The organism is Chroococcidiopsis sp. [FACHB-1243], assembly GCF_014696895.1.
GTDB lineage: Bacteria > Cyanobacteriota > Cyanobacteriia > Cyanobacteriales > Chroococcidiopsidaceae > Chroococcidiopsis.
This window is the reverse complement of record NZ_JACJQX010000020.1, coordinates 27,060-47,417: the sequence shown is the minus strand read 5'-3', so window position 1 is coordinate 47,417 and position 20,358 is coordinate 27,060. Positions and strand designations below refer to the sequence as shown.

General features: G+C 42.0%; 16 protein-coding genes and 1 tRNA gene. 6 read left to right on the top strand and 11 right to left on the bottom strand.

The features are described 5' to 3' along the window. Positions 1-2 precede the first annotated feature (2 nt). From H6G17_RS16120 to H6G17_RS16100, 5 genes are all read right to left on the bottom strand, one after another. Positions 3-3,026 (bottom strand): FAD-binding and (Fe-S)-binding domain-containing protein, encoded by a 3,024-nt coding sequence (locus tag H6G17_RS16120; RefSeq protein WP_192158837.1) that lies wholly within the window; start codon positions 3,024-3,026, stop codon positions 3-5. Positions 3,027-3,124: 98 nt separating this feature from the next. Next, positions 3,125-3,454, bottom strand: a complete 330-nt coding sequence (locus H6G17_RS16115) for a type II toxin-antitoxin system PemK/MazF family toxin (RefSeq protein WP_192158835.1) — start codon at positions 3,452-3,454, stop codon at positions 3,125-3,127. A 197-nt stretch (positions 3,455-3,651) separates the two neighbouring features. Then, positions 3,652-4,536, bottom strand: coding sequence for a restriction endonuclease (locus H6G17_RS16110; RefSeq protein WP_192158833.1), 885 nt, complete (start codon positions 4,534-4,536; stop codon positions 3,652-3,654). A gap of 121 nt (positions 4,537-4,657) precedes the next feature. Continuing rightward, positions 4,658-5,269, bottom strand: a complete 612-nt coding sequence (locus tag H6G17_RS16105) for a chorismate lyase (RefSeq protein WP_192158830.1) — start codon at positions 5,267-5,269, stop codon at positions 4,658-4,660. 172 nt (positions 5,270-5,441) lie between these two features. Continuing rightward, a tRNA-Leu gene (locus H6G17_RS16100) sits at positions 5,442-5,522 on the bottom strand. A 158-nt stretch (positions 5,523-5,680) separates the two neighbouring features. On the opposite strand from H6G17_RS16100, the gene accC reads away from it, so the two are divergent. Next, complete coding sequence (gene accC / locus H6G17_RS16095) at positions 5,681-7,030, top strand: acetyl-CoA carboxylase biotin carboxylase subunit (RefSeq protein ID WP_192158960.1); 1,350 nt, start codon at positions 5,681-5,683, stop codon at positions 7,028-7,030. Between the two features lie 120 nt (positions 7,031-7,150). On the opposite strand, the gene H6G17_RS16090 is transcribed toward accC, so the two are convergent. Beyond that, a complete protein-coding gene (locus H6G17_RS16090; RefSeq protein ID WP_192158828.1) occupies positions 7,151-7,438 on the bottom strand; it encodes a YggT family protein in 288 nt (95 codons plus the stop codon). 174 nt (positions 7,439-7,612) lie between these two features. On the opposite strand from H6G17_RS16090, the gene H6G17_RS16085 reads away from it, so the two are divergent. Next, a complete protein-coding gene (locus tag H6G17_RS16085; protein ID WP_192158826.1) occupies positions 7,613-8,725 on the top strand; it encodes an AI-2E family transporter in 1,113 nt (370 codons plus the stop codon). 36 nt (positions 8,726-8,761) lie between these two features. Here the strand turns inward: H6G17_RS16085 and H6G17_RS16080 are convergent, their stop codons facing one another. Next, positions 8,762-9,202 carry a secondary thiamine-phosphate synthase enzyme YjbQ gene (locus tag H6G17_RS16080; protein ID WP_192158824.1) on the bottom strand — a complete coding sequence of 147 codons (441 nt, stop codon included), beginning with the start codon at positions 9,200-9,202 and terminating at the stop codon, positions 8,762-8,764. 187 nt (positions 9,203-9,389) lie between these two features. Here H6G17_RS16080 and H6G17_RS16075 point away from each other — a divergent pair, with 187 nt between their 5' ends. From H6G17_RS16075 to H6G17_RS16060, 4 genes are all read left to right on the top strand, one after another. Next, a complete protein-coding gene (locus H6G17_RS16075; protein WP_192158822.1) occupies positions 9,390-9,896 on the top strand; it encodes a hypothetical protein in 507 nt (168 codons plus the stop codon). Between the two features lie 590 nt (positions 9,897-10,486). Continuing rightward, a complete protein-coding gene (locus tag H6G17_RS16070; RefSeq protein ID WP_192158820.1) occupies positions 10,487-12,928 on the top strand; it encodes a PhoX family phosphatase in 2,442 nt (813 codons plus the stop codon). 139 nt (positions 12,929-13,067) lie between these two features. Beyond that, a complete protein-coding gene (locus H6G17_RS16065; RefSeq protein ID WP_192158818.1) occupies positions 13,068-13,205 on the top strand; it encodes a hypothetical protein in 138 nt (45 codons plus the stop codon). 9 nt (positions 13,206-13,214) lie between these two features. Next, positions 13,215-13,943: a DUF4336 domain-containing protein gene (locus tag H6G17_RS16060; RefSeq protein WP_192158816.1), complete on the top strand. Its 729-nt coding sequence runs from the start codon at positions 13,215-13,217 to the stop codon at positions 13,941-13,943. Positions 13,944-14,065: 122 nt separating this feature from the next. Here the strand turns inward: H6G17_RS16060 and H6G17_RS16055 are convergent, their stop codons facing one another. The 4 genes from H6G17_RS16055 to H6G17_RS16040 all read right to left on the bottom strand — a co-directional run bounded on the left by H6G17_RS16055 (position 14,066) and on the right by H6G17_RS16040 (position 20,207). Further along, positions 14,066-15,115, bottom strand: coding sequence for a calcium-binding protein (locus H6G17_RS16055; RefSeq protein WP_192158814.1), 1,050 nt, complete (start codon positions 15,113-15,115; stop codon positions 14,066-14,068). Positions 15,116-15,797: 682 nt separating this feature from the next. Then, positions 15,798-17,393: an iron uptake porin gene (locus H6G17_RS16050; protein WP_347276434.1), complete on the bottom strand. Its 1,596-nt coding sequence runs from the start codon at positions 17,391-17,393 to the stop codon at positions 15,798-15,800. A 113-nt stretch (positions 17,394-17,506) separates the two neighbouring features. Next, positions 17,507-18,457: a lysylphosphatidylglycerol synthase transmembrane domain-containing protein gene (locus tag H6G17_RS16045; protein WP_192158809.1), complete on the bottom strand. Its 951-nt coding sequence runs from the start codon at positions 18,455-18,457 to the stop codon at positions 17,507-17,509. Positions 18,458-18,635: 178 nt separating this feature from the next. Continuing rightward, positions 18,636-20,207 carry a hypothetical protein gene (locus tag H6G17_RS16040; protein WP_347276436.1) on the bottom strand — a complete coding sequence of 524 codons (1,572 nt, stop codon included), beginning with the start codon at positions 20,205-20,207 and terminating at the stop codon, positions 18,636-18,638. Positions 20,208-20,358 lie beyond the last annotated feature (151 nt).

Here is a 20,358-nt window from a genome sequence, read left to right as displayed (position 1 = left end):
AATTATATTTTACAGTGCGAGAGTAAAACTTGAATTGGATGTAAAGGTACGAAACTATCAAAGCGTTTTACCTGAGAACGGCATGAGTAACCAGTAGCTAAACAAAATTTTCTCTGTTCTACATCGGATGAAATTTGTCGTCTCCAGCTCATAGCATAAATTCCTTGAGACTCATTATAATGTTCGGCTTCATGTCCGTAAATACCCGCCATGCCACAACAGCCTGTAGCAACTAAGCTCAAAGGAATTTTTAACATTTGAAAGATAGAGTGCCATTGTTTTTGTGAGTTTAAAGCAATCGTTTTTTCGGTACAGTGACCGAATAAGTAATAACGATTTAATTCAGATATGCGATCGCCAATTTTTTGCTTTAACCGCTCTTGGTTTTCCCACAAAAATTCTTGCAATAACTGCACTCGAAAGCTTGCTTTTAAACCTTTAATTTTGATATACTCATCTCGGTAGGTTAGGACAATACTAGGTTCAATTCCTACAAGGGGAATTTCTAGTTGTGATATTTGATTTAAATAGTCAGTATTTTTTTGCGCGATCGCTTGAAATGTTTTTAAAAACCCTTTAACGTGCAATGGCTTTCCATTGGGAAAAAACGGTGGAACGTACACTGTATAACCTAACTTGCACAAGAAATCGTAAGTATCGAGCAATATCTGCGATTCATAAAAACTAGTAAAAGCGTCTTGCAATAAAATAACGCTGTTTGCTCGTTCTAACTTGCTAAGAGTAGATAATGTATCTAGATTAAAAACTGGTGCTCGTCTTTGTTTTAATCCCTGTCTGACAGTCAGCGTGCTGATTGCGGGTGGATCGACCATTCGGACAAATTTTTGAATTAACCAGCGCGTCACTAAGTTTTGAGTCAGAAAATTGAATAAGACAGGTGCGTGAGATTGCCAATTGGTGAGAGTTTCAATATTCCCAACGAAATAATCGCGCCAATGCCTCAGATAGCGGGTGTGGTAAAGTTCGAGAAATTGCGCTTTCAGACTGGGAATGTCTACATGAATCGGACATTGACTAGCGCACGCTTTACAGGAGAGACAACCGTGCATTCCGTTATACACTTCATGGGAATAGTCATAACTTGCCCAGATCCTAGTTAAATTATTCCAGAACTTGAGGGGTAAACTTCCAGAGTTTTCAATTTCTTCACTTTTATTGATGGCTAATTGCCGCAACCATTCTCTCATCAAACTGGCACGACCTTTAGGCGAGTGGATGCGATTGCCTGTAATTTTGGCAGACGGACACATGACATCATCGGGATTGTAGTTAAAGCACGCGCCATTCCCATTACAGCTAAAAGCAACTTCGTATTGCGATCGCACTTCTTTTGCAACTTGGCGATCGAAATGTCCCCGTAAAGGTGCTTCGACTCGTACCACTTCGCTAGAACTGGCGTGTGGTGCGACAATTTTACCTGGATTTAAGCGATTTTCAGGATCGAAAGCTGCTTTGATTTTGCCTAAATCGGGATAGAGTTCGCCAAAAAAGGTAGGAGTATATTCGCTGCGAAAACCTTTGCCGTGTTCTCCCCACATTACGCCACCATATTTTCTGACCAGCGCCACAACTTTGTCAGATAATTCTCTTATCAGTGCTTCATCTGGCGATACCTTCAGATCGAGTGCTGGTCGAACGTGCATACAGCCCACATCTACATGACCATACATGGCATAATCAAGCTGATAGGCATTGAGTAAAGTTTGAAATTCACGAATATAATTAGCTAGGCAAGCTGGCGGAACTGCGGTATCTTCAATAAAAGCAATTGGTTTGCGATCGCCCTTAGCGTTTCCTAGTAATCCTACACCACGTTTGCGTAAGTCCCATAAATGAGAAATTTCTGTTTCGTTTTGCGCCAAATAATAACCAATTGGTTGCTGAGGCTGGTTTCGATTTAAGGTAATGCTTTGGCAGATTCGAGTAAGTTTCTGTTCTAATTCCTCTAAGTCGTCACCGCTAAACTCAACTAAGTTGATTGCTTTTGCACCTAGAATAAAATGTTTGACTTTTTCATAAATCTCATCTTGTCTCGCCAGACCGAGAATTTTTTCGTCAATGGTTTCTATAGCTACGGGTGCAAAAGTTAATAAAGTCTCTGCTGCAAATAAAGCATCGTTAAAACAGTTATAGTGAATTGCCAATAATTTTTTATATTTAGGAATCGGAGTTAACTTTAATTTGGCTTCAGTAATAACAGCAAGCGTTCCTTCTGAACCTGCTAAAAGCCAATTCAAGTTAAATGTTTTATCTTGCGGCGAGTAAACCTTGGCTAAATTATATCCCGTCATGAATCGAGGCATTTTGGGAAAGTTTTGCTCGATGAGTTCTTGCTTTGTCGTAACAATTTCATCAACCTGACTGTAAATATGTCCGATACGATTTTGCTGTTGCTTTAGATGAGTTAATGTAATAGGGTTAATGGAATGCGATCGCCCCACAGTACCATCTGGTAAAATCCAACTTAATTCTAAAATATGGTTGCTGGTGCGTCCGTAAATTCGCGAACCTTGACCGCAAGCATCAGTATTAATCATACCTCCAATTGTCGCACGGTTACTAGGAGATAAAGACGGTGCAAAAAACACTCCATAAGGCTTTAGTTCGGCATTTAATTTATCTAAAACTACCCCTGGCTGCACTCGTACCCATCCCTGTTTCAGATTTATTTCTAAAATCTGGCTCATGTATTTAGAACAATCAATAATAATTCCCGAGGAAAGCGATTGACCGTTAGTTCCCGTTCCTCCACCTCTGGGTGAGAATGTGGCAGATTTAAATCGATCTTGCTGTGCTAGTTGAAACAAATACACCAAGTCTATTTCAGTTTTAGGATAAACAACCGCTTGCGGTAAAATTTGATAAATACTATTATCAGTAGACATCATCAGCCGACTAGCAAAATCAGGGCGAATTTCTCCTGTAAACGGTGTTTTCGCCAGTGCCTCTAGGAAAAGTAGATATTCGGATTTGAGATTATCCTTGAGATTTAGCTTGGGAAGCATAAAACCTACATAGCTGACTATTAAAGATTTAAAAAGGATGCGATCGCTTGTCGATCTAAACTATAAAATCTATACTTTTTAACATAGCTAAAATTCTTTTATAATCCTAACCAATAGCGTAGTGACTGCTCTAACTGTTCGGCTTCAGATTCAGTTAATCTACCAATTTCTGTCACGACTAAATTCTGATGTACTGTATACAAACCTCTTTTTACTGCCGTTGCAACATTCAATCCGGCTGCTTCCCAATCGGAAAGTACAAATTCCTCAGCTAGTAAAGATGACGTTTTACTAGTTAGTGGAACAATAAAAATATCTTGAGAAACGTGCAGTGCATTTACTATAATCGCTGGTCTAACTTTGGAATTGGATAAATCTGAAAAAGGATAGCGTACTAAGATGATGTCATTTTTCCAGTAACTGGGCATAAACATCATCCTCTGTATTATCCCATACAGTATCAAAGGTTTAGTTAAAGATGCAAAGATTACATCTCATTGTAAAGTAGGCGATCGCTTGTCTATCGGATACAAGTTTATATTCGCAATTATTTTTAGCTCTTGTCGATCGCATCCGTTTGAGTCGGTCATACTACTGGTTCAACCTTTACTCGATAGATTACATCCTAAATCTTCGTAAACCAGTCAGAATCAACTTCAACAGACTCAATCATTGTTATATTGACACCAAGCCCTAACTTTTTTAAACGTTGTACTAATTGTTCGCCATCAATCAAGTCAATAGGAGGTGCGCCATCTCGTGTAGCTTCTTTAATAGCATCTCTGGTAAATGTTCCAGTGGTAACAAATAAGCCTTTGTCGGTACGCCCTTGCATAGCCCCACGAAAATCTCTAATCTGCCCCGCTGTAATTGAGCCTTGATGACGCTTGCACTGAAATAAAATATGAAAGCTCAAGAAGCCATTGATACGAGCAATTCCTACACCATCAATACCGCCGTCCCCAGACTTACCTGTAACCTGTACTTGGATGAAACCAGATTCGCGTAGCAGTCTTTGTGTTAAGCGCTCAAATGCAGCAGGTTCTAAAGACAGCAAAACTTTATGAAGCTGCTGATACCATGCAAGTTCCTCTATAGCCTCTGTAGGTGTAACTAATTCACCCAACGTATTTGCTTGTGATTCACCCAAGGTATCTGCTTGTGTAGATTTATTCTTCTCAGCCTCTTGAACGGTCTTAACAATTTCTTTAGCATCTAGCTCGTCAAGATTCACCGAAGTGGACACTAAAGACCAAACTCCACGGGCAGAATTTTCTAGCAATCCGTACTTCTTCAAATAAGTACGACTCCAAGCAAGCCGATACTCAACTTCGCTCTGTGATGTGTTGCCATGTGAAATCTCCAGCACTTTATCGGGTAAGTTGAGTACCTCTATCACCTTTTCGTATATTTCTTCCGTCGTGCCAGAACCACCCAAGATTTGTAAAGCTTTAATTGTGGGCAGTAGCATTACATCAAACGTAGGTACAGAATGAGAGGAGCGCTTCATTGGAGGACTGCTGAGCCGATCTATTGAAATATTGGTTCTGTCCAATATAAATCGACATTCACAATATGCGTAGCTAACAGTTTACTTACACTGTCCGATTTGCAATTCGTTGGCAACTACCTCAATCTACTTGCGTCAACCCTAGATATTTCGTTAAATAAGGCGAAAACACCTCATAAATCAATGTCAAAGGCTTTCCATGATGCCAGAACAAGTAGTGACGACCCCAAAAGGGTCCCTGGTGTTGAAATCCTGCTTCTAAAGCCTCTGAGTGACCGTAATAAACTCCTTGGACATCCCGATATAGCTCAGTCCGCAAACGCGCTAAACTAGCCCAAATTGGTAAAGAACGATTTTGTAAATATTCATCTACGTGGCTGGCTTCCCACCAAGATGCAGCATATGCCAAACGCTGTCCTGATTGTTTCCGCAGCCACACTTGTCGCCTCAACCTCGGTCCTGGTACGGCTTCAATGATACTTGGTGCATCATCTAAATCCATGCCAACTACTGACATGTCAATCACGTCAACTTCCGTGGGTTCCCCAGTTAATAACTGTAGATGGCGTGTAGGAGAACCATCACCTAACAAAAGTAACTGCCAAGCTGGTGCGAGACGATTGTGAGGCAAGCCTGGTTGTATAGTATTCTCATCGCCTTCCCAGATGGGTGAAAGACGATACCAAGACTTAGGTAGTGCCTGCTTATCTGTAAAGTTGTAAGTCGCAGTCAATTTGTTTACAAAAATTCATGACTTTCTTATTAATATAACAGGAGTCAGGAGCCAGAAGTCAGAAGTCAGAAGAAAGACTTGTAGGTACGAACAATTGGAAGGGCTGAAGAGGATTTAACACTAACTACTCTTCACTGCTCCCTACTCCCTGCTCGTGCGCTCCCTGAAAAAATGCGGATGGCGAGACTCGAACTCGCAAGGCAAAGCCACACGCCCCTCAAACGTGCGCGTATACCAATTCCGCCACATCCGCTTAGCAGATATATAATTTAGCATACTTGTGGAGCAAGACCAGCAAAGTTGAACAAAAAAGAGGCGATCGCTCGTGCCAAAATAATTACGAATTACGAATTACGAATTACGAATTCTGCCAACCCCTATGCTGATGATACCGACATCCTTTGCTGGAAGATGCGCTTTGACAAAATTCTGATTGCTAACCGAGGGGAAATCGCCCTGAGAATTCTCCGTACTTGTGAAGAAATGGGAATTGCGACGATCGCGGTACACTCAACCGTAGACCGCGACGCGCTCCACGTCCAATTAGCTGATGAAGCGGTGTGTATTGGCGAAGCTCCCAGTAGCAAAAGTTATCTCAACGTCCCTAGTATTATTGCCGCAGCTCTGACGCGCAACGCGACTGCCATCCATCCTGGTTATGGCTTTTTAGCGGAAAATGCGAAATTTGCGGAAATTTGTGCCGACCACCAGCTTGCCTTTATTGGACCAACCCCAGAAGCAATTCGAGCTATGGGCGATAAATCCACAGCAAAGGAAACGATGATCGCGGCGGGAGTCCCCACCATCCCTGGGAGTGATGGGTTAGTCAGAGACGAAAAAGAAGCGCGGGAGATCGCGCGTCAAATTGGCTACCCAGTCATGATTAAAGCCACTGCTGGCGGTGGTGGCAGGGGAATGCGTCTGGTTCGCAACGATGAAGATTTAGGGCGATTATTTTTAGCGGCTCAAGGAGAAGCAGAAGCCGCCTTTGGCAACCCTGGTCTGTATGTCGAGAAATTTGTCGATCGCCCGCGCCATATTGAGTTTCAAATCTTAGCAGATAGCTACGGCAATGTCGTCCACTTGGGCGAACGGGACTGTTCGATCCAGCGCCGCCACCAAAAGCTATTAGAAGAAGCTCCCAGCCCTGCCTTAACTCCCGAATTACGGGAAAAAATGGGAACAGCAGCGGTAATGGCGGCAAAGTCGATTAATTACATCGGTGCAGGGACGGTAGAGTTTCTCCTGTCGCAAACTGGAGAATTTTACTTCATGGAAATGAATACGCGGATTCAAGTCGAGCATCCCGTCACGGAAATGATTACAGGACTTGACTTAATTGCCGAACAAATCCGCGTTGCTCAAGGCGAAAGCCTACAATTCACCCAAGAGCAGGTAAAGTTACGGGGACACGCAATTGAATGTCGGATTAATGCTGAAGATCCAGACCGAGATTTTCGTCCCGCACCAGGACGGATCAGCGGCTATCTCGCTCCTGGGGGACCAGGAGTCAGGATGGACTCTCACATTTACACCGATTATCGCATCCCGCCTTACTACGATTCTCTGATTGGTAAGCTGATCGTCTGGGGACCAGACCGTCCGACTGCAATTAGGCGAATGCGACGCGCCTTGCGGGAATTCGCCCTCACAGGCGTACCGACGACTATCGGCTTTCACCAACGGATTTTAGATACTCCAGAGTTTCTTCAGGCAGAGGTTTACACCAATTTTGTCGAGCAGGTGATGTTGAAAAAATAGGGAGTCGTAGGGGCGGGTTTTTTTTGAAGATACCTATACTAGAACAAATAATTCAGTGCTTAAACCCGCCCGTACAGGAGTAGTGTAGAGACGTTACATGTAACGTCTCTACATAAAATTTCAATGCATCAGCATCATCAGCAGTCCTTGCTGACCTAGTAATATTTCTCGCAGCAGGCTAAAAATTCCGACCCAGATGATGGGGGTGATATCCACGCCACCAATGGGCGGTACTAGTTTTCGCGTCGGTACTAACAAGGGTTCTGTTGGTACGGCAATGAGATTATATGGAAAACGCTTAAGGTCGATTTGGGGAAACCAAGTCAGCACGATACGGAAGATAAACAGTAGAATCATCAAGCCGAGAAAGATCCCCAGCACTAAATTTGCGATCGCAGCAGTTGTCATAAATTGTCATTGGTAATTGGTAATGGGTAATTGGTAGTTGGCATGAGGTAAGAGGCGAATTTAGATTTCTGACTTACGAATACCCGACTTACGACTTTACCCTGTCACTTAAATAGATTTTGCCACTAAAATCGAGGGTTAGTGGTGGAGCAACTATTGTGGGTGGTGTGAGAAATGCGCCGTTCAGCCTCTTGGCAGCGTTTAGCGATTTACGGTTTGAGCGGTCCTGTTATTGCTCTGAATATTTGGTTATTGAGTCAAGCTTTTCAATATTTTCAGCATACGATCGCCGTATTGACGATCGCGGCTATTTTGGCTTTTCTACTCAATTACCCAGTTCGGTTTTTCGAGCGAATTGGCTTTAGCCGCTCTCAGGCAGTCATCGTCGTTCTATTTTTGAGTTTAGTCTTGTTGGTGGCGATCGGTCTAACTCTAGTACCATTGGTCTACGACCAAACGATCGAATTGATTCAAAGAATTCCCGATTGGTTAAATACAATTCAAACACAGTTGGGAAGACTAGATAGCTGGGCGCGGGTAAGAAAGTTACCTCTCGATCTGAGCGGTTTTAGCAATCGCGTTAACGATACGATTGAAAGACGCTTGCCATCTATACCAGAACAGGCATTTGGAGTTGCCCTTGGTACGCTGTCGTGGTTAATTGAGACAATTTTAGTGGTGGTACTGGCATTTTACATGCTGCTCTACGGCGATCGCCTCTGGCGCGGTCTCATTAGCTTCCTACCACCAGAGATTGGACTTCCGTTTAGTGCTTCCTTGCGACTCAATTTTCAAAATTTCTTTCTGACTCAACTATTACTGGGGTTATTCATGTTTGCCGCTTTAACCCCAATTTTCGTAGTCCTCAACGTGCCATTTGCTCTATTGTTTGCCCTTTTAATTGGCGTAGCCGAACTCATCCCTTTTATTGGCGCTAGCTTAGGCATTGGTACAGTCACGCTGTTAGTCATGGTGCAAAATTGGTTGCTGGGGTTGCAAGTTGCTTTGGCGGCAATTGTGTTGCAACAAATTAAAGATAACGTGCTAGCACCTAGATTGATGGGCAATTTTACGGGACTCAACCCAATTTGGATCTTTATTGCCATCTTGACTGGAGCTGAAATGGGTGGTTTTTTGGGTGCAATTGTAGCTGTTCCCCTGGCTGGTACGATCAAAAATACTATTGATGCAATTCGTAACCTGCGGCGTTCTACTGTAGCGGCTAAAATTACCATCACGCATGAGGATGCGGCTTCTACTGAAGGAAAAGACAATCTCAGTTTTTGATTTATATTAAAGTGGACAATACCCACCCTACTTTTATTATTCGCCCCAAATTTGACACAGAATTTTTCTTTTTCGAGCGCCGTCTAATTCAAAAAATAAAACTGATTGATAGGTTCCTAATCCAAGTTTCCCATCGACTATGGGAATAATTTCGTTATTATTAAGCATCATCGCCATTAAGTGCGAGTGAGCATTTATCGGCTCGTCTTCCGGGATATTTTTTCTTAAGTGCAAGTCGTTATGCAAGTAGCGTTCTGATTCGGGAACTAATTTGCTTAAAAAAATTTTGATATCTTCTAGTAATCTTTCTTCCGCTTCATTAATCGCTAATGCGGTCGTTGTATGACGAGAAAAGACTAGAACTTGTCCGTTATTAATTCCTGTATTAAAAACTATCTTCTCAATTGCTGGCGTAATATTGTGAATATTAATTCCCGCAGTGGTTTCGATTTCAATAAATTTATTAACGATTGGCATGGTAATGAGTAATTGGTAATTGGTGGGTAGTAAGACGTATTTTCACTACTTACCTCTAACTGCTCGCTAATAACTGAAAGTTAACCCGAGCTTACTGACTTATTAAAGCGCGATCGCTAAGCTTAGGAACAGTCTGCATTTCTCCTTTCCTCCTCGTAGCTATGCAGAAATTAAGCATTTAGTCAAGATGATGAGTGTTTTTCAACAACTTCAATTATTTAAAGCGATCGCCCCAGTCAAAACAATTCCAGTAAAAATCATTTTAGTCGCAACAATGTGTGTAAGCTGCTGGTATTCTACCCCAGCTAGAGCGCAACCTAAATCTTTAAATCTCGTCCTCAGTTCTGAGGGAATGCCTTCTTTTGCTCGTTTGATGCAGCAAGCCGAGTCACAGACTAGCAAGTTGATTCAGCAAGAGTTCGAGCGAAAACCCAGAATCACAGAAATCGCTGTAACAGTAGTCGGCGATCACAATGGGCAACAAGTCCCTTTACTCTATACTAAAGTCTCGCGAGTCGATTGGCGATCGCAACCCGTGTTGAGTCACTGGACGAGATACTTCAGCAATTCCGCACTTTTGTTAGGCTTTTCCTCATCGCCAAATGGAACTGCAACCGCCAGTCAGCGTACTCCTGCGAATGTAAATACTGCGCGTATGTTAAAAGAAGACGATCCCGCCTATCGCGATGACTAATTGCAACGAGAAATGTACGTAATTCTGCAAATTTTAATTTTTTTTATACACGCCGATCTATCGTTGCGATCGCAGAGGTGGCGCGGAGAAAATCGTTTAAATAAAAAAGTATATCCGATAGATTCGCATTTAAACTACTAGCTGAATTAAGAAAATCGCCTTCAGCAAGCAAACTAAATTTTGCAGATTGATGACTAGATATATTTGCTTATTCTGCTCTATAAAAGTTAACCAGAGCAAGTTAAGGTAAAAAAAAGACTCAGTATTAACCAGGCGATTAACTCACCTTAATGTTGTGGGATTATCGTAACAGAGGCAACAATATTTGTTTGAAAATAAGTCTCTGTCTTAAGAATTAGTAGTAGAGAAAAAGCGAGAGCGCGTCTTTTGGTTACAGCTCAAATCAAGCTTTTGTCTGATATGTTTGTAATTAAAAATACATAAGCTAATAGAAAAGGCGCGAGCATAGTTATCGCGTTGAAATCTGAAGGAACCAAGAGCTAATAGCACTCTGCACTCTCTATTAATAATTGCAATACAGACATTTTCAAACTTGAGGATCTGGCGATTCCGAATCAAGAGGGAGTTTCATGTCTAGAATTACTCGGAGGCAGCTGTTAGTTTTCTTCGGTGCGGGTGTTGGTGCTGCTGCTTTCTCACCCGTGCTAGAGAATAAACTGTTTGGTGCTGGTTCTAGCACCGCCCAAGCAGCTGAGGCTTTATCGTTCACCCCTGTACGATTGCCCCATCCGTTACCCATTTATCAACAACTGCCTAGTTACCTACCAGCAGGCAGCGAAAAAGGGCAAGTTTTACAACCATCGACAGATGCGAGATTGACGAAATATACCGTCTACGATGATGTCATCGTACCACCAGAATACGAGCGGTACGTCATTGTTGGCTGGGGCGATCGCGTCTTCTCCAACCCAGATGATTATTTTGGTTACAACTGCGACTACACTGGCTTCGTACCAATTAACGGCACCAAAGTTAGGGGAAAAGAGAACGACATTGGTAATGGCATCCACTACGACGGCATTGCTGTTAAAGACGGCTACTTGTGGGTGAATCACGAATACGTTTCCTACCCCATTTCCCTGCTCGCACCTGAAACCCCAGAAGATTTGGCAGGGTTCTCCGAATCTTTTCCTTATTTAGGAATCAATATTAGCGAGAAAAACCGCACCTTGCTAGGTGAGTTTCTCTACAACATGGGTGGTTCGATTGTCAGAATTCGCCAAGGTAATGACGGACGTTACAGCGTTGTCAAAGACCCGAAAAACCGCCGCATCCACACCTTGTCAGGCTTAGGAATCAACAGCGATCGCACTGATGCTTACAAAGAAGTCACGTCCTGGGGCGAAAAAAGCTACCAGAAAGGCGATCTCAACTACCTCATCGGTACGGGTACGGCTGCTAAAGACGTGTTTGAAGCCGTTAACACCGATGGATTGGGTAGCAAAATCATCGGTACGGGACACAACTGTTCTGGTGGTACAACTCCTTGGGGAACCATCATGTCCGCAGAGGAGAACTTCCAAGCTAGTGAAGAGTTCTTCGTCGGAGTGACAGAAGCCGTTTTACCCAACGGTACGCAGACAGAATACACCGAAGGCACGACTGGCGCTGAATTCGGTATGGTAGGGGAAAAATACGGTTGGATGGTCGAAATCGATCCCGCCGATCCAAAATGGCGATCGCGCAAACATACTGCTCTCGGTCGCTTCCGCCATGAGAATATCACTATGGTGGCGGAGTCTGGAAAAAAACTCGTTGCCTATATGGGTGACGATCGCCGTGGCGGACATACTTGGAAATTTGTCAGTGCAGGGAAGGTCAAATCCCCTGAAGACAAGAAAAATAGCGAACTATTTGAGACGGGTACGCTCTACGTCGCCCGATACAATCCTGACGGTACGGGTGAATGGCTACCGTTGGAGATTGGTGCGAGTACCAACCCCATTTCCCCTTCCACGCTTGGCTCGGTAGAAATTAAAGCTTTGGGTAAAGCAACGCGCAACGCACTACTGCCACTACCGCGACGCAACGGCATTGCCGCACAAACAAAAGATGGTGGTAAGTACAACATTACCACTGAGAATGAAGCTACGGCTTTAAAAGACTACCAAGGTAAGAAACTCTCAGATTTCTATACAAGTCAAGGCGCGGTATTAGTTGATGCCTTTTTAGCTGCTAACCTAATCGGTGGTACTCCTACCGCTCGTCCTGAAGATTTGGAAATCAATCCTCGCAATTCAAGAGAAGTCTTCATCGCTTATACTGACGGTGCGCCAGGTAGCGATGGTTATCCAGATTCCCGTATGTTTGTTGTTTCTAAATACAGCAAAGATGTCAACGCGGGACAGCCTTCAGGAGAACTGTTTAAGATTACTGAAAACAGCTCCGATAATACAGGTCTAACTTTCCGTTGGGAACGCTTAGCCAAAGGTGGGGAAGCAGGAGCCGAGCCAGGAGACGGTTTTGCTAACGTGGATAACCTTGCTTTCGACAGCCAAAATAACGTTTGGGGTGTCACGGATATGTCCACTGGCGCTCATAACGGTTTTGGTGAAGGAGCAGAAGCAAAACCACTCAACATCGACCATACAGTAGTTGGAGCTGTGGTAGAAGGTGCGTCCTCCGATCTCAACGTTCAAACATCCGATTTAATTGGAGTTTTCGGTAATAACTGGCTGTTCTACATTCCTCTAGATGGTGAGAATGCAGGGCAAATCGTACCTTTTGCCTATGGTCCCCCGCGCTGCGAAATGACAGGACCTACCTTTGTCAGCGATACCTTAATTATCTGCGTGCAGCATCCAGGGGAAAACGTTCCTTTTAATCCACCTCAAAGTCTCAATCGCGACATTGAGATGCTGAATTTGGATGGGACTCTGTTTACGCAAAACAGAACTGTTCCACGCGGTAGTAATTGGCCCAGCAATTTAGCGGGAGATCTCTACGGACCACCCCGTCCTTCTGTAATCGGCATTCGCCGTAAAGGTGGTAAAGGCGATCGCTTTGTTTAACAGTTAACAGTTATCAGTTAACAGTTATCAGTGGTCAGTTATTAGTAGGGTGGGCAATGCCCACCTATTTTTTATTGCTAAATTATAAAAAATTTCTTCAGTTATCCAGTCAGATAAGTTTCCTTAAGTTATCTTGCAAATGGCTTCACGATCGTCTTTAATAAGAGGATTTAAAATTAGCACGATCGCCTCAATATTAACTCCCGATTTTCTGACTTGTGGCATTTCTCGGCGGACTAACGGCAGGGAAAAGGGAGCAAGGAAACCCTTACCATAACCTAATCTTATGCTGAGAGAAATCGATCAAAATATCTGGGTTGGCGAACGGCAATTTCAGTTTTTCGGTCTAGAAGTGGGAACGAGAATGACAGTAATTCGCCTTGACAATGGCGAACTGATAATTATTTCTCCCATTGATGTTGATGAAATAACTATCCAGCAAATTAACGCACTGGGTAACGTCATCACAATTATCGCGCCAAACTGCTATCATCATCTTTTTCTCACTAACTTCAAGGAGATATATCCCAATGCCGAGATTTGGACTGCTCCAGGTTTAGACTTGAAAAGACCAGATATAACGAGCGATCGCATCTTCAACGAACGTGGTAAAATTGGCAATTCAAATGAAGTTGAATATCTCTTATTTGCCGGATTTCAAACTATAGGTATCGGTGGATCGGGAGTACTCAATGAAATTGTGTTTTGGCATCGAGCAAGCCAAACCTTGATCTTGACTGATACAGCTTTTCATTTTGATGCTAGTTTTCCATGGCAAATGCGCTTGGTTGCTAAGATTTTAGGAGGCGATCGCTCCTTAGAACCAACACTATTAGAAAAACTTGCTTCTCGTGATAAAGAACGGGTAAAACAGTCAATTCAAAAAGTTCTTTGCTGGGATTTTCATCGAGTCATCATGGCTCATGGCAGCATTATCGAACGTGACGGTAAACGTCAATTACAAGCGGGATATGAGAAGTTTTTATCTACAAAAAATTTACAGATAGCTCGTTAGTAATTTGATAATTTGAGATTTTGTAGCTGTTTTCCGTATCTCATTTATTACTTAGCTTTAGATTTAACTTTTACCTCAGCAACAAACGAGATACGGTACTTTATGGATTTATGTAGAAGTCACTACGCAATCACAAAAATATCGTTTCTAGTAATTGTAGGATTACCATCTAGTCTGACGAGTTCAATTTGAGATGTACTACCGTTGCCATCTACGTCAAAGTAAAGAGTACCGATGCTGCTGTTGTAGATGAATCTATCGTTAGCATCGTTGGCTGCTGCACCTAATTGAAATTGAGCAGCCGTAATTACAGCACCCGGTGCTAAACCTCCGCCAAAACCAGAAGCGGAAACTCGGAAGATATCATTATTACCTGTGACATTAGAAAAATCTGTGATGGTGTCAATTCCTTGATTTGAATTAGTAAAGATAAAGGTGTCATTACCAGCACCACCCGTTAAGATGTCACTGCCAAAACCACCTGTTATGGTATCTGTGCCATTTCCACCCAGAATGGTGTCGTTGTCTTCCTGACCGTTGAGGGTGTCATTACCATCCCCACCATTGATACTATCGTTGCCAAATCCACCAGTAACGTTGTCTATACCAATGCCACCACTAATAGTATCGTCACCTGTTTCACCGCTAATAGTATCATCTCCTGCTTCACCATTTAGTTGGTCGCTTCCATCTCTACCAAAAAGTTGGTCGTTGCCATCTCTACCGAAAATAATGTCGTCTCCAAATCCGCCATCAAGAATATCATTATTGAGTCCACCATCGAGGGTGTCGTTGCTATCTTCACCATTGAGGCGGTCTATTCCATCTCCACCTGTGAGGGTGTCGTTACCTTCTTGACCGAAGAGTTGGTCGTCACCAACTCCGCCATTTATGATGTCATCGCCGTTATCACCTCTGAGAATATCATTACCCGAATCGCCAAAGATTTCGTCGTTACCGTCGTCACCATTTATAGTATCGTTATTATTTCCACCATAGAGAAAGTCATCGCCATCTTCTCCATTGATAGTGTCATTACCATCGCCGCCAAAAACAGTATCGTTTCCGTCCTCAGCATTAACGATATCATTGCCTCCAAAAGCATTAATTAGATCGTCAGCGCTAGTACCATTAATGGTTTCACTAGCGTTTGTGCCGTTGATAGTACTCATGTTTTGATTAGGTAAATAATGGTGAACAAACAGATCTATTACAGGTAAATTGCTCCAAACGAAGCCTTACCTGTAATGCTTTTACTATCAGAAAAAATGAAAATAATTGAATCATTAGCCTAATGCGGCTACCGATCGCAATAATTTTGCCCAAGCACTCTGCGTAGGTAAACATGAAACTTTTACCCATGCTTTTCAGAGAAAAACGCAACATCAAATCGATGACAGACGTTCTTCAAAAACTTGAGTGTTGTCCTAATTGGGTGGATTTTGTACTCAGTGTAAGTGCTTGTTTTCTTCTGAGTTGATTAAAATTTACTTGAGTATTTAATCTGCTGAATACGGTGGTTCTACTGAATGTTGCCTTAAGTACAGTATCAAAGGCTTGAAAGCATTATTAACAGCATATTTTAGGTCAATTCAAGCAAAAAAAGCACTCGGATAATTCAACCGAAAAACTTTAGCGTACAAAAATTCTCTCCCCCGATTTAATCAGAAGTCATCCTATTTCACCAACGAGTGTAGAGCAGGCTGAAGTGCTTGTATGGAAAAGATACTCGTGGCATAAACAAGATGTTCATGCCACAAATAATTGACTAGAATTGCTATAGCCTAAGTGCAAGCTTAGTTAAGCTGAACAAGTTATTTAAGGTTTTTTTAATACTCATTTAAATTTCCGCACTTAGAAGTCAAAAGTAGTACGAACTGTACCGACATATACAGAGTTATTGTTGTTGTCGTGTTCGGGATTAGTAATTATTAATACACCAGGGGTGATTGAAATATTTTCGGTGGCTTGAAAGCGATAGAATAATTCCAAGTGTAGTGAAATATCTCGATCGCGAAATCTCCCAAAATCGGTATTTATAATCTTTGGTGGTTGACCGATAACAATTCCACCTAAGTTACCTTCTTTCCCTAAGTCAGGAAAGGCAAGGGTGATAGCATAATTAAAAATCTCTGCTGTTGGATTACCTGGTAAATCTGCGGCTGTCGCATTTGTCAAACCCATCCATCCACCGATCGCAAATTTAGGATTAATCTGCCAAGTTGTAGCAATACCATAAGAATTTGCGCGGATAGCATCGCTGTTTTCATCAAAAGGATCGTTGGCTAATTCGCTTCCCGTACCTGTATCTATTTGGTTGTAGGAATGTACGTAAGTTAAACCTAACTCAAATCGATCGCTATACTCAAAATACAATTGCGCGATCGCGCCGTAAGCACTACCACTAATTCCAGATTCCGGTTCGTTAGCATCTTCAGCAACATAACCCAGTTGCAGAGAGATCTCTTCAGTCAAATCGTATTCAACACCTACTCCCGTACCCGAACCTTGTCTGTAAATCGGATTGCGCCTGCCAAAGCGGGATACTGCCCCCCGACTGCTACTATCAAGGAAAGAATTGACTGTATCGGCAAAGTCATCTATTCCACTACCAAAGACTCCCGCATAAACTGTAGTTTTTTCGCCAACGGGAAAGCGGTACTCGATGCGAGTTAACTCAAACTGATTCTCGCTATCCCCTTCAAATCCCAATCGCGCCATTGTTGTCCCTGTCGCATCTTCAACTCCGGGGAAGTTATTCGCTTGTATGCGCACCCTCAGACGATCTTCCCCCATAAAACTAGAATTAAAAGTCAGTCGTACGCGATCGCTCAAAACTAAATTGCTATCTACTTTTTCACCACTACCATCTGCTTTTTTGTCACCTACAGCGCCACTGACAGAAAAGATGACTTGACCTGAGAGAGTTGTAGTTGTAGAAAATTGTTGTGCTTCAAGCTGTTGAGTTTGACTTTCTAATCCCTCTACTCGTCTTGTTTGTAGATTAGCTAATTCAGTAGCAAATTCTGTTTGCAATTTTTGCAATTTGGTGATGTCTGTTTGACTCAGAAGTTCAGCGTCACCTGTAGCAATTAGTTTTGAGATCTCAGTGAGAATAGTATCTAAAGTAGCGGCAAATTCATAACGTGTGAAGCTGCGATCGCCATTAAAATCAATTGCCGTATTATAGCGTTGGCTCAGAAATTTTAATGTTTGCCACTGCCAATCGCGAGCGCTAATATTGTCGAGTTGGGAAACAGGCGTTATCCGATCGAGACTGTTAGCTTCGTAAGGTGCGATCGCTCTAAAACTAGAAGATAAGTTATTTGCTCGCTCTAAATTTGTATTTTCTTGCTTCAATTCGCTGGCAAATACGCTATTTGTAAGTGCAAGCGTTGCACCAAATACAAATATGCTTGTACGAATATTATTGCTAATAATCTGTAACACAATCCCTGCGACTAGAAACACTCAATAGAATATACATGAATTTTCTTCACAGGTGCAAGACTACTCTATAAAAGTAACAAACTTGTGAATTTAAGATGAGAAAAATCTCATTTTTACTGCTCTTGAGAAAGATTGCGGACAGTGGTTAAATATTGTCCTAAAAAAGGTAAACCACCAATTGCAGGTAGCAAGTAGCGAGACGTGCAAAGTAAACCTAAAGCAGCTGCCGTAGGAGCATTAAAATAGGGTTGGTAGAACGCAATTAATGCAGCATCACGAGTACCAATACCAGCAAATGTCAGCGGTAATAATCCTGTTAAAATCGCTAATGGAGAGAGCGCAAGGTTTGCTAAAAATGGTGTCCAGGCTTTTAGAGCCAGAATGAAGAACCAGATTTGTAATAAATGTAAAAACCAAATAAATATAGAAGTTAAGGCGATTTTTAATAAATTAGCTCGATCGCGCCAAAAGTAATGATGCATTTCCTTCCAAGAAAATTGCAATTTTTGAATTTTGATTTTCAGTTTTTTGGTAGCGATCGCTTTACTGAAAACAAAAACTATTTGAGCGAATTTATGAGAACTGAGTAAGAGTAAGCCAAGGGTTAACCCTAAACCCACACTCACTGTCATTATCCAAAACAACAAATTCTTATAAGGATAAAGAATTAAACCCAAAACACACCATAATAATAATGATAGTAAATCGCAAGTTTTCTCAAAAACTACTAAAGATAAAGACAAAGAGCCAGTTAAATGCCCTTGCTGCCGCATAAAATAAGCTTTAGCAATATCGCCCATCTTTGAAGGTAAGACCATATTAAGTACGCTAGCAGCTAAAATTAATTTATTTGCTTCTCCAAAGCTTAATTGAGCTTGTTTAGGAGCTAGTTGCTGCAATCGCCATGCTGTAATAGTTGTTATGGGTACGACCATACATAGACTGACTATCATCCAGTAAATATTTGAGTTTTGAAATACTTCGATGAGATTAGTAAAATCGATTTTCCAATAAATAATTACTAAAATTATTAAGCTAACTAGAATAGAAATTATTCGTTTCATGTTTGAACCCAAAAAATATTCAATTTCTTCAAAACTTACGTAGTCGATCCTCCAACCCCCTTAAAAAGGGGGCTTTGAGTTCCCCCTTTTTAGAAGGAGGGAACTAGGGGAAATCGAGATCTCAGATTTCAAGTGCGTAACTCCTGTTCTTGTAGAGACGATATATCAAAAATAACTTTTAAAAATACCTTTCTAATTTTAGCGATTCACCTGGGGCGAGTTGCTTGACTTCTTCAGTCAAATTCCATTCAGGTTGCAGTTGACCAATTTGAAAAGTTCGACTCATAACCACATAAATTGAAGTGCGATCGCAGCCAATATCAGCAGCTATAACATTTTCCCAATTCGGAGCTTTTAGTTCGTCAATTACGTGTAATTTCCCATTTTCCCAAAGCAGTTGACGTTGAAACCAGAATGGTGCGTCTTTCTTGCCAACAATCAACACTTTTTGTAACAGCTTCCGAATCAAATTAGGAAAAAATCGTCCGAAACCCAGCATAACTATGCGTAATATCATTAAGTTGGCTGGTGTCATTTGTTTTTGTTTCGCCCATCCCAACTGTCCTTGAATTGTAATTTTGTTTTGTTCTAGAGCGATCGCATAATTTTCTACTAAATGTCCAACCGCATTCTTAATTCTTTTGCCTTCTTTAACCAAAAGTGAAAACTGCGTATCTGAAGCTATCAACTGGTTGTTACGAAATAGTTTAAACGTACCTCCCTTATTCAGTGCTAAGTAGAGTTCGTACCTTGGAGAGTTAGTACGGGCGCACGGCTGTGCGCCCGTACTAGGGAGTCGATCTATCAAAATCTTTGCTTCTGGTAGCCAAATTCTACCTGTAGGACGAGATTGAGATAAAGGACGTTGAGGAACAAAATCGCGCCAAGCCAACAAGTAATTCCAAGTATGATGTCCGATAATATGGTCGTCACTATAACAAGGTGCTAAACCGTTTGCTAATCCAACTAAAAAAGCATCGTTAATTCTTAAAGCATCGGGAAACCATCGTCCAACTAATTCAAAACCATGAGGGAAGAAATTGTATGTATTACGACTAGTATATTCTCCCCCGTATGAACCATCAGGATGTACAAACTGAGCAGCCAATCCAACTGCTTTGATTAATGCCTCTTTGATGCGAATATCGGGTTTAAGTTGATAAATTCGTGCTAAACAAGAAATAGTTAAAGTATGGTAGCCAGGATCGCAACCCTCATATTCTTGAAACCAGCCTTCGCTACTTTGCCAAGCTAAAACTCGTTCTAAACGCTGAACTTTTGCCCGATCCCACTGAGAAGTTTGTAATAAATTTGAAAGTAATTCTAAACATAAAACAATTAAGGCTTGGTGATTGGTGAGTCTACCGCTTTCATGATGTTTTGCCAGCCAATTAGCACGGTTAGTAAAAAATTGCAGAGCGATTGGATTATTGAGTTTTAATAGGGTGTAGCTATCCATGCAGGCAAGCAGAGAAAAAGCCGCTGCACCAGCAGCTCGTTCGTAGGGAAAATAGTCGTCACAGGAACCATCTGCATGAGCGCTACGAGCAGCATATAAAATTCCTGTTTCCACCCACTGAGGAACGATCTTTTGCCGATAAAAAGGGTTATCTGGTAAATCCGTATCGTATGCCAAAGCGAGAGGTAAGACAAATTCTTGCGCCATCCCGCTCGGAAAATCGATAATTTTGTAATGCCAAAAATTGCGATCGCAACATCCATAAGTAGGGCTGTGAACATTACGATCCATCAAGGTTAAAATTTTAGGAATTTGCGCGATCGCTTCTTTAGCAAACAGGTTTTTATTTGACACTGGTAATCGGTAATTGGTAATTGGTAATTGGTAATTGGTAGTTTCTTCTCCCTTGTCCCCCTTGTCCCCCTTGTCCCCTTGTCCCCTC

Coding starts and splice junctions, on each gene's coding strand:
- H6G17_RS16120 (WP_192158837.1), bottom strand. CDS start 3,026: ATGCTTCCCAAGCTAAATCTCAAGGATAATCTCAAATCCGAATATCTA.
- H6G17_RS16115 (WP_192158835.1), bottom strand. CDS start 3,454: ATGCCCAGTTACTGGAAAAATGACATCATCTTAGTACGCTATCCTTTT.
- H6G17_RS16110 (WP_192158833.1), bottom strand. CDS start 4,536: ATGAAGCGCTCCTCTCATTCTGTACCTACGTTTGATGTAATGCTACTG.
- accC (WP_192158960.1), top strand. CDS start 5,681: ATGCGCTTTGACAAAATTCTGATTGCTAACCGAGGGGAAATCGCCCTG.
- H6G17_RS16090 (WP_192158828.1), bottom strand. CDS start 7,438: ATGACAACTGCTGCGATCGCAAATTTAGTGCTGGGGATCTTTCTCGGC.
- H6G17_RS16085 (WP_192158826.1), top strand. CDS start 7,613: ATGCGCCGTTCAGCCTCTTGGCAGCGTTTAGCGATTTACGGTTTGAGC.
- H6G17_RS16080 (WP_192158824.1), bottom strand. CDS start 9,202: ATGCCAATCGTTAATAAATTTATTGAAATCGAAACCACTGCGGGAATT.
- H6G17_RS16075 (WP_192158822.1), top strand. CDS start 9,390: ATGATGAGTGTTTTTCAACAACTTCAATTATTTAAAGCGATCGCCCCA.
- H6G17_RS16070 (WP_192158820.1), top strand. CDS start 10,487: ATGTCTAGAATTACTCGGAGGCAGCTGTTAGTTTTCTTCGGTGCGGGT.
- H6G17_RS16065 (WP_192158818.1), top strand. CDS start 13,068: ATGGCTTCACGATCGTCTTTAATAAGAGGATTTAAAATTAGCACGATC.
- H6G17_RS16060 (WP_192158816.1), top strand. CDS start 13,215: ATGCTGAGAGAAATCGATCAAAATATCTGGGTTGGCGAACGGCAATTT.
- H6G17_RS16055 (WP_192158814.1), bottom strand. CDS start 15,115: ATGAGTACTATCAACGGCACAAACGCTAGTGAAACCATTAATGGTACT.
- H6G17_RS16045 (WP_192158809.1), bottom strand. CDS start 18,457: ATGAAACGAATAATTTCTATTCTAGTTAGCTTAATAATTTTAGTAATT.
- H6G17_RS16040 (WP_347276436.1), bottom strand. CDS start 20,207: ATGGATCGTAATGTTCACAGCCCTACTTATGGATGTTGCGATCGCAAT.